Origin of the sequence: Rhodovulum sp., from assembly GCF_011048875.1 — a bacterium.
Taxonomy (GTDB): domain Bacteria; phylum Pseudomonadota; class Alphaproteobacteria; order Rhodobacterales; family Rhodobacteraceae; genus Rhodovulum; species Rhodovulum tesquicola.
Genome location: NZ_DSDD01000011.1, coordinates 21,935 through 31,293, shown reverse-complemented (window position 1 = coordinate 31,293; position 9,359 = coordinate 21,935). Strand labels below are relative to the sequence as shown.

Sequence of the window (9,359 nt, the reverse complement as noted above, 5' to 3'; positions counted from 1 at the left end):
CGGCGCCCTGGCAGCCGCGCGCCGGGCGCGCGACTGAAGCCACCGAACGGCCCGGGCCGGGGGCTGAACCCGGCCCCGTCTGCCCTTTTCCCCGATGCTGGAATTTTCCCGCGATCCGTGGTCAAATGCCGCAGGGAGAGGCCCCCGTGCCGGCGCGCCGGGGGCTGCCATCGCGGCGGCAGAGGCGGCCGCCGCCAATACCTGTCCCACGCCGATCAGCACCGCGAATGCGCAAAACCGTTGCAGCGCGGCCGGAAGCTTCTTTGCGCCGACCGCGATTCCAAACGTCCAGGTGCAGCAAAGCCAGGGGGGCACCGCCGCGGAACGCGCCGCAACCCATCTGAAACGGGTCGGCAATGGCGGCTCTGCACCCATACGCGCGTGATCGCCGAGCGTGAGCAGAGCGACCTGACCGACAGATCCTGGGGTATCTGGGCGTTCAGGTATAACCGGCGCACCGTTCTGGCCGAGGCCCGCGCCGCCTGCGGGGTGATCTGCCGCTAGGGGCGGCTGCGCCTTGCGAATCCGTCGCGTGACGCCTATGTAACAGGGTGAGAGGTTGGCGCGGGCGAGCGCCTCGCCAACCCGGTCAGGTCCGGAAGGAAGCAGCCGTAACGAGTCCCGTTCGGGTCGCTGTCCAGCCTCTCACCTCTCCCCCGATGTGCTGGACGCCGCAGCATGCAGCCCCTAGGCTGGCACGCGCCCCGAATCCACGAGGACCCATGGCCGAGACCCAAGGCACCGCCTACCAGGTGCTCGCCCGAAAGTATCGCCCCGCGACCTTTGCCGACCTGATCGGGCAGGACGCGATGGTGCGCACGCTTCGCAACGCCTTTGCCGCCGACCGGATCGCGCAGGCTTTCGTGATGACGGGCATCCGCGGCACCGGCAAGACCACGACCGCGCGGATCATCGCCAAGGGGATGAACTGCATCGGCCCGGACGGGCAGGGCGGGCCGACGACCGATCCCTGCGGGCTGTGCGAGCATTGCGTGGCGATCGCCGAGGGTCGCCATGTCGACGTTCTCGAGATGGACGCCGCCAGCCGGACCGGGGTGGGCGACATCCGCGAGATCATCGACAGCGTGGCCTATCGCGCGGCCTCCGCACGCTACAAGATCTACATCATCGACGAGGTTCACATGCTGTCCAACAACGCGTTCAACGCGTTGCTGAAGACGCTGGAGGAACCGCCCGCCCATGTGAAATTCATCTTTGCCACGACCGAGATCCGCAAGGTGCCGGTCACGGTGCTGTCGCGCTGCCAGCGCTTCGACCTGCGCCGGATCGAGCCCGAGGTGATGATCGCCCATCTGCGCCGCATCGCGGAACTGGAAGGCGCGCAGATCAGCGCCGAGGCGCTGGGCCTGATCACGCGGGCGGCCGAAGGGTCGGTGCGCGACGCGATGAGCCTTCTGGATCAGGCGATCTCGCATGGCGCGGGTGAAACGACGGCCGAGCAGGTGCGCGCCATGCTGGGGCTGGCGGATCGGGGCCGGGTGCTGGACCTGTTCGATCTGATCGTGTCGGGCGATGCGGCGGGCGCCTTGGCCGAACTGTCGGCGCAATATGCCGACGGGGCCGATCCGGTGGCGGTGCTGCGCGATCTTGCCGAAATCACGCATTGGCTGAGCGTCGTCAAGATCACTCCCGAGGGTGCCAACGATCCCGCCGTGGGTCCCGACGAGCGCGCCCGCGGCCGCACCATGGCCGAGCGGCTGTCGATGCGGGTGCTGGCGCGGATGTGGCAGATGCTGCTCAAGGCGCTCGAGGAGATCGCGCAGGCGCCCAACGCGATGATGGCGGCCGAGATGGCGGTGATCCGGCTGACCCATGTCTCGACCCTGCCCACGCCCGAGGATCTGGTCCGCCAACTGCGCGAGACGCCGCCCACGGGACCCGCGCCCACGGGCGGACCCATGCCCGGCGGGGCGGGGCAGGGCGCGTGCGCGCAGGCGGTCACGATGCCACGTCCGGCACCCGGCGGCGGCGGCGGGGCCGCCACGGCGCTGGCCCAGTCCCCCGAACCGACGCTGGCCGCCTATGGCTCTTTCGCGCAGGTGGTGGAACTGATCCGCGCCAGCCGCGACATGAAGCTTCTGTTCGAGGTGGAATCCTGCCTGCGACTTGTCAGCTATGCCCCCGGCCGGATCGAGTTCGAGCCGACGACCGACGCGCCGCACGATCTGGCCGCGCGGCTTGGCCAGCGCTTGCAGGCGCTGACCGGGGCGCGCTGGGGCGTGTCGGTCGTGGCCTCGGGCGGTGCGCCCACCCTTGCCGAGACGCGCGCCGCGGAAGAGGACCGGTTGACCGCGGCCGCCCGCGAACATCCGCTGGTGCAGGCCGTTTTTGCCGTCTTCCCAGAGGCCGAGATCATCGACATAAGGACCCCCGAAACCCCGGCGCCGGATGCCGCGCTCGAGGCGCTGCCCGAGGTCGAGGACGAGTGGGACCCCTTCGAGGACGACTGAGCAAAGGAGACACGCGATGCTGAAAGGATTGGGCGGCCTTGGCGACATGGCCAAGATGATGAAGGCCGCGCGGGAAATGCAGACCAAGATGGTGGCGCTTCAGGAAACGCTGTCCACGACCATCGTGGTGGGCGAAAGCGGGGCGGGGCTGGTCAAGGCCACCGCGACCGCCAAGGGCACGCTGACCGCGCTGGACATTGACCCCTCGATCTTCAATGCCGAGGAAAAGGAAGTCGTCGAAGACCTGATCCTCGCCGCGATCAAGGACGCGCAGGAAAAGGCGACGGCGAAGACCGAGGAAGAGACCCGCAAGCTGTCCGAGGAGATGGGCCTGCCCGCGGGGATGGGCCTGCCGATCTGATCCATGGGCGAGCGGCCGCGCGAGATCGAGACGCTGATCGACATGATGGCGCGGCTGCCGGGACTTGGCCCCCGGTCGGCCCGGCGCGCCGTGCTGCACCTGATCCGCAAGCGCGCGGTCCTGCTGGCGCCGCTGGCCGAGGCGCTGCGCCGGGTGGCCGAGACGGTGCGCGAATGTCCTCGCTGCGGCAATGTCACCACCGCCGATCTGTGCGAGATCTGCGCAGATGACCGCCGCGCCAATGGCGAGATCTGCGTGGTCGAGGACGTGGCCGACCTCTGGGCGATGGAGCGGGGAGGCGCGTTCAAGGGCCGCTATCACGTTCTGGGCGGCACGCTTTCGGCGCTGGATGCGGTCGGTCCCGCCGATCTGCGCATCCCCGACCTGGTGGCCCGGGTGCGGGACGAGGGGATCTCCGAGGTCATCCTTGCGCTGAATGCCACGGTCGATGGCCAGACCACCGCCCATTACATCGCCGAGGAACTGACCGGGACGGGGGTTGCCATCACCTCGCTCGCCCAGGGCGTGCCGATCGGGGGCGAGCTTGATTATCTCGACGACGGCACGATCAGCGCCGCCTTGAGGGCACGCAAGGGCTTCTGAGCCCGGCTCGCGCCCCCATCACGCAATCTCAACTTGAACAGCCGGCAAGCCGCCCCTTAGCCTAGCGCGACGCACACCCTGGATCGTGTCTGCGACACGAGAGGTCCACCGAGGAGGAATTCGCCGATGCCCACGCCCTGCGCCGCCGCCCGTGCCACGGCCCTTGCCCGCGCGGTTCCGCTTCGGCTCTGGCTGACCGCATGGGGGCTTGCGCTGGTGCTGGCGCTTGGGGCGCAGCAGGCGCTGGCCGAGCAGAAAGTGATCGTCTCGCACGCCATCTCGACCTTCGGCGAGCCGAAATACCCGGCCGATTTCCCGCATCTCGACTACGTCAACCCCGACGCGCCCAAGGGCGGCGAGATCTCGGTCTGGGCCTTCGGCTCGTTCGATTCGATGCACCCCTACACCACCAAGGGCCGGTCCGCGGGCCTGGCGAGCGTGTTCTTCGAATCGCTGATGACCGGCACTGCCGACGAGATCGGCACGGTTTATGGCCTGCTGGCCGAAACCATCGAATATCCCGAGGATCGGTCCTGGGTGATCTTCAAGCTGCGCCCCGAGGCGCGGTTCTCCGATGGCTCGCCGGTCACGGCCGAGGATGTCGTCCATTCCTTCGAGCTGTTCCGCGACAAGGGCCTGCCCAGCTTCCGTGTCCAGCTTTCGCGCCAGGTCGATCGCGCCGAGGTGCTGGAGGATGGACGGGTCAGGTTCACCTTTGCCGAGGGCGTGCCCACCCGCGACCTGCCGCAACTGGTGGGCGGGCTGCCGGTCTTTTCCAAGGCGCATTACATCGCCAGCGAGCGCGATTTCGAGGAGTCGAGCCTTGAGCCGCTGCTGGGCTCCGGTCCATATGTGCTGGGCCGGATGGATGTCGGCCAGAGCGTCGTCTACCAGCGCAACCCCGACTACTGGGGCGCCGATCTACCGATCAACCGCGGACGACATAATTTCGACCGCATCCGCATCGAATATTACGCCGACTACAACGCCGCCTTCGAGGGGTTCAAGGGCGGCAGCTACACCTTCCGCAACGAGGCGTCGTCCAAGATCTGGGCCACCGGCTACGATTTCCCGGCGGTGCGCAATGGCGGCGTGATCAAGGCCGAACTGCCCGACGGCACCATCGCGACCGGGCAGAGCTTCGTCTTCAATCTGCGCCGCCCGCAATTCCAGGACCCCCGTGTGCGCGAGGCGATCGGGCTGATGTTCAACTTCGAATGGTCGAACGAAACGCTGTTCTACGGGCTTTACGCGCGGGTCAACTCGTTCTGGGAAAACAGCCACCTGGCCGCCGAAGGGGTGCCGGGCGCGGGCGAACGCGCACTGCTGGAGCCGCTGGTGGCCGAGGGCCTTCTGCCCGATACGATCCTGACCGACACGGCGGCGATGGCCCCCACATCCGGCGCGCGCCAGCTTGACCGGGCCAACCTGCGCCGGGCTTCGGAATTGCTGGACGACGCGGGCTGGGAGGTCGGCGCCGACGGGTTGCGGCGCAAGGACGGCCGCCCGCTGCGGGTCGAGTTCCTGAACGACAGCCAGACCTTCGACCGGGTCATCAACCCCTATGTCGAGAACCTGCGCCGCGCGGGCGTGGATGCAGTCCATACCCGCGTGGACAACGCGCAGGCGACAAACCGCGAACGCAGCTACGATTTCGATGTGGTCACCGCGCAATTCCCGATGGACTACATCCCCGGTTCGGGACTCAAGCAGTATTTCGGCTCGGAAACCGCGAACACGTCCGTCTTCAACATGATGGGCCTGAAAAGCGAGGCCGTGGACCGCCTGATCGAGCATGTCCTGGCCGCCGAGGACGATGCCCAGGTCGAGACTGCCGTCAAGGCGCTGGACCGGGTGCTGCGTGCCGAACGGTTCTGGGTGCCGCAATGGTTCAAGAACACCCACACGGTCGCCTATTTCGACATGTACGAGTATCCCGACCCGCTGCCGCCCTACAGCTTGGGCAATTTCGATTTCTGGTGGTATAACGCCGAAAAGGCCGCGGCGCTGCGTGCCGCCGGCGTGCTGAGATAACGAGGCAGAGCAGCCCATGGGCGCCTATATCCTGCGGCGATTGTTGCTGATCGTCCCGACGCTGTTGGGCATCATGATCATCAACTTCACCCTGATCCAGTTCGTGCCCGGCGGCCCGATCGAACAGATCATTGCCCGGATGGAGGGGCAGGGCGACGTCTTCCAGGGCATCGCGGGCGGCGGCGATGTGGGCGAACGGGCGCAGGGCTTCGGCGACGACCGCTATGTGGGCGCGCGCGGCCTGCCGCCCGAGTTCATCGCGGAACTGGAGCGCGAATTCGGGTTCGACAAGCCGCCGCTGGAACGGTTCCTGACGATGATGTGGAACTATATCCGCTTCGATTTCGGCCAGAGCTATTTCCGTTCGGTCGCGGTGGTCGATCTGGTGCTGGAAAAGATGCCGGTCTCGATCACGCTGGGTCTGTGGTCCACGCTGATCGCCTATCTGGTCTCGATTCCGCTGGGCATCCGCAAGGCGGTGCGCGACGGCACCCCCTTCGACACCTGGACCAGCGGCGCGATCATCATCGCCTATGCGGTCCCGGGCTTCCTGTTCGCGGTGCTTCTGCTGGTGCTGTTCGCGGGCGGGTCCTATTTCCAGTGGTTCCCGCTCAGGGGGCTGACCTCGGACAATTTCGACGAGCTCAGTCTGCTCGGCAAGATCGGCGACTATTTCTGGCACATCACCTTGCCGGTGCTGGCCACGACGATTTCCAGCTTCGCGACGCTGACGCTGCTGACCAAGAACTCGTTCCTCGACGAGATCCGCAAGCAATATGTCATCACCGCCAAGGCCAAGGGGTTGACCGAATCCCGCATCCTTTACGGCCATGTCTTCCGCAACGCGATGCTGATCGTGATCGCGGGCTTTCCGGCCATGTTCGTCGGCGTGTTCTTCGGCGCCTCGATCATCATCGAGACGATCTTCTCGCTCGACGGCCTCGGCCGGCTCGGCTTCGAGGCGGCGGTGGCGCGGGATTACCCGGTGATCTTCGCCACGCTCTATGCCTTCGGGCTGATCGGGCTGCTGGTCGGGCTGATCTCGGACCTGACCTATGTGCTGGTCGATCCGCGGATCGACTTCGAAAGCCGGGAGACCTGAGATGTTCGCGCTCTCCCCCCTGAACCAGCGCCGCTGGCGGAATTTCAAGCGTAACCGACGGGCCTATTGGTCGCTGATCCTGTTCGCCATCCTGTTCGGCCTGTCGCTGTTCGCCGAGGTCATCGCCAACGACAAGCCGATCTATGTCCGCTACCAGGGCGAGAACTTCTTTCCGATCTACCGCTTCTATCCCGAAACCGCCTTTGGCGGCGATCTGCGCACCGAAGCCGTCTATCGCGACATCGAGGTGCAATGCCTGATCCTGACCGGCGGGCTGGAGGAATGCTGGGACACGCCCGAGGACCTGATCGCCGAGGCAAGGACCGGCGTGATCGACGGGCAGGACATCGCGCAGGGCCGCATCGTCTGGCCGCTGATCCCCTACAGCTACAACACCATTTCGGACATTTCGGGCAGCGCACCGGCCCCGCCCAGCGCGGATCACTGGCTGGGCACCGACGACACCGCGCGCGACGTGCTGGCGCGCGTGATCTACGGGTTCCGGCTGTCGATCTTCTTCACGCTGATCGTGACCAGCATCGCCTCGGTGATCGGGATCGTGGCGGGCGCGGTGCAGGGGTTCTTTGGCGGGATCACCGACCTGATCTTTCAGCGGGTGATCGAGATCTGGACCTCGACGCCGCAGCTTTACATCATCATCATCCTGTTCGCGGTGCTGGGGCGCAGTTTCTGGCTGCTGGTCTTCCTGACCGCGCTGTTCGGCTGGCCCGCGCTGGTCGGTGTGGTGCGGGCCGAATTCCTGCGGGCGCGCAACTTCGAATATGTCCGCGCGGCGCGTGCGCTGGGCGTGTCGAATGCCACGATCATGTTCCGCCACATGCTGCCGAATGCCATGGTGGCGACCCTGACGCTTCTGCCCTTCATTATTACCGCGACCATCGGCACGCTGGCCTCGCTCGACTTCCTGGGCTTCGGGCTGCCCTCCTCGGCGCCCTCGCTCGGGGAATTGACGCTTCAGGCGAAACAGAACCTCCAGGCGCCCTGGCTGGGCTTTACCGCGTTCTTCACCTTCGCAATCATGCTGTCGCTTCTGGTGTTCATCTTCGAAGGCGTGCGCGATGCCTTTGACCCCAGAAAGACCTTTCGATGAGCGCGGTCCTCAAGGTGCGGAACTTGTCGGTCAGCTTCCGGCAGGACGGGCGCGACATTGCCGCCGTGCGCGGCGTCAGCTTCGAGGTGGGCCGGGGCGAGACCGTGGCCATCGTGGGCGAATCCGGGTCGGGCAAGTCGGTGACGGCGCTTTCGACCGTGGCACTTCTGCCCGGCAGCGCGACCGCCACGGGCTCGATCACCTATGGCGGCGAGGAACTGATCGGCGCGTCCGAGGCGCGGCTGCGCGCGGTGCGGGGCAACGATATCAGCTTCATCTTCCAGGAGCCGATGACCTCGCTCAACCCGCTGCACACGCTGGAAAAGCAGCTGATCGAAAGCCTTGCGCTGCATCAGGGCCTGACCGGCGCGCCCGCGCGGGCCCGGGTGCTGGAACTGCTGCACAAGGTCGGCATCCGCGACCCGAAATCCCGCCTCAAGGACTATCCGCACCAGTTGTCGGGCGGACAGCGCCAGCGGGTGATGATCGCCATGGCGCTGGCCAACGGGCCGGAATTGCTGATCGCGGACGAACCCACCACCGCGCTGGATGTGACCATCGAGGCGCAGATCCTCGAACTGCTGGCCGAGTTGAAGCGCGCCGAGGGGCTGAGCCTTCTGTTCATCACCCATGATCTGGGCGTGGTCCGCCGCATCGCCGACCGGGTCTGCGTGATGAAGGATGGCGAGATCGTCGAGACCGGCCCGACCGAAAGCATCTTCACCGCGCCGCAGCACCCCTATACCCGCAAGCTTCTGGCCGCCGAGGCGGTGGGCGGCCCCGATCCGGTCAAGCCCGACGCGCCGGAAGTGATCCGCACCGAGGCGTTGAAGGTCTGGTTCCCTGTCCAGCGCGGGTTCCTGCGCCGCACCGTCGGCCATGTCAAGGCGGTGAACGCGGCCGACATTTCCGTGCGCGCGGGCGAGACGCTGGGCGTGGTGGGCGAATCCGGTTCGGGCAAGACGACGCTGGCGCTGGCGATCATGCGGCTGATCTCGTCCGAGGGGCGGATCGTCTTTCAGGGCAGCGGCATCGACGGGCTGAAATCGCGCCAGATGCGCCCGCTTCGCCGCGACATGCAGATCGTCTTTCAGGACCCGTTCGGCAGCCTCAGCCCGCGCATGACCGTCGAGCAGATCGTCGCCGAGGGTCTTGGCGTGCATGGCGTCCGCTCTGGCCGGTCCGCGCGCGAGGAAGTGGCGCAGATCCTGACCGAGGTGGGGCTGGACCCCGCGATGATGCACCGTTACCCGCACGAGTTTTCCGGCGGGCAGCGCCAGCGCATCGCGATCGCGCGGGCCATGATCCTGCGCCCGCGCCTGCTGGTGCTGGACGAACCGACCTCGGCGCTGGACATGACGGTGCAGGTTCAGATCGTGGAGCTGCTGCGCGAGCTGCAACGCCGCAACGACCTGGCCTATCTGTTCATCAGCCACGATCTGCGTGTGGTCCGCGCGCTCAGCCACAAGGTCATCGTGATGAAGCAGGGCGACATCGTCGAGGCGGGTGAGGCCCGCGCGATCTTCGAGGCGCCGCAAAGCGGCTATACCCGCACGCTGATGCAGGCCGCCTTTGGCGTGCCGGTTGCCGCCGCCCAATAGAGCGCGCAAAAGGGAAACGCCCGCGGCGGGGGATGCTGCGGGCGTCAGGCGAGGTGTAATTTCCCCGCCGCAGGTC

The 9,359-nt window shown here is 66.7% G+C and carries 8 protein-coding genes and 1 other RNA gene; all 9 read left to right on the top strand.

From position 1 onward, the window contains the following. Window positions 1-381 precede the first annotated feature (381 nt). The 9 genes from ENN83_RS00535 to ENN83_RS00495 all read left to right on the top strand — a co-directional run bounded on the left by ENN83_RS00535 (window position 382) and on the right by ENN83_RS00495 (window position 9,283). Complete coding sequence (locus tag ENN83_RS00535) at window positions 382-504, top strand: hypothetical protein (protein WP_287182838.1); 123 nt, start codon at window positions 382-384, stop codon at window positions 502-504. Between the two features lie 49 nt (window positions 505-553). After that, an RNA gene (ffs, locus tag ENN83_RS00530) (signal recognition particle sRNA small type) lies at window positions 554-650 on the top strand. Between the two features lie 9 nt (window positions 651-659). Then, window positions 660-2,471, top strand: coding sequence for a DNA polymerase III subunit gamma/tau (locus tag ENN83_RS00525; protein WP_287182835.1), 1,812 nt, complete (start codon window positions 660-662; stop codon window positions 2,469-2,471). A 16-nt stretch (window positions 2,472-2,487) separates the two neighbouring features. Further along, a complete protein-coding gene (locus ENN83_RS00520) occupies window positions 2,488-2,832 on the top strand; it encodes a YbaB/EbfC family nucleoid-associated protein (RefSeq protein WP_287182832.1) in 345 nt (114 codons plus the stop codon). A 3-nt stretch (window positions 2,833-2,835) separates the two neighbouring features. Next, window positions 2,836-3,435, top strand: a complete 600-nt coding sequence (gene recR / locus ENN83_RS00515) for a recombination mediator RecR (protein ID WP_287182830.1) — start codon at window positions 2,836-2,838, stop codon at window positions 3,433-3,435. A 126-nt stretch (window positions 3,436-3,561) separates the two neighbouring features. Continuing rightward, window positions 3,562-5,469 carry an extracellular solute-binding protein gene (locus ENN83_RS00510; protein WP_287182827.1) on the top strand — a complete coding sequence of 636 codons (1,908 nt, stop codon included), beginning with the start codon at window positions 3,562-3,564 and terminating at the stop codon, window positions 5,467-5,469. Between the two features lie 16 nt (window positions 5,470-5,485). Then, the gene (locus ENN83_RS00505) at window positions 5,486-6,571 is read left to right on the top strand and encodes a microcin C ABC transporter permease YejB (RefSeq protein ID WP_287182824.1); all 1,086 of its coding nucleotides are present in this window, start codon (window positions 5,486-5,488) and stop codon (window positions 6,569-6,571) included. 1 nt (window position 6,572) lies between these two features. Next, the gene (locus ENN83_RS00500) at window positions 6,573-7,682 is read left to right on the top strand and encodes an ABC transporter permease (RefSeq protein WP_287182822.1); all 1,110 of its coding nucleotides are present in this window, start codon (window positions 6,573-6,575) and stop codon (window positions 7,680-7,682) included. Further along, window positions 7,679-9,283, top strand: a complete 1,605-nt coding sequence (locus tag ENN83_RS00495) for an ABC transporter ATP-binding protein (RefSeq protein ID WP_287182819.1) — start codon at window positions 7,679-7,681, stop codon at window positions 9,281-9,283. The genes ENN83_RS00500 and ENN83_RS00495 overlap by 4 nt, the downstream gene beginning before the upstream one ends. Window positions 9,284-9,359 lie beyond the last annotated feature (76 nt).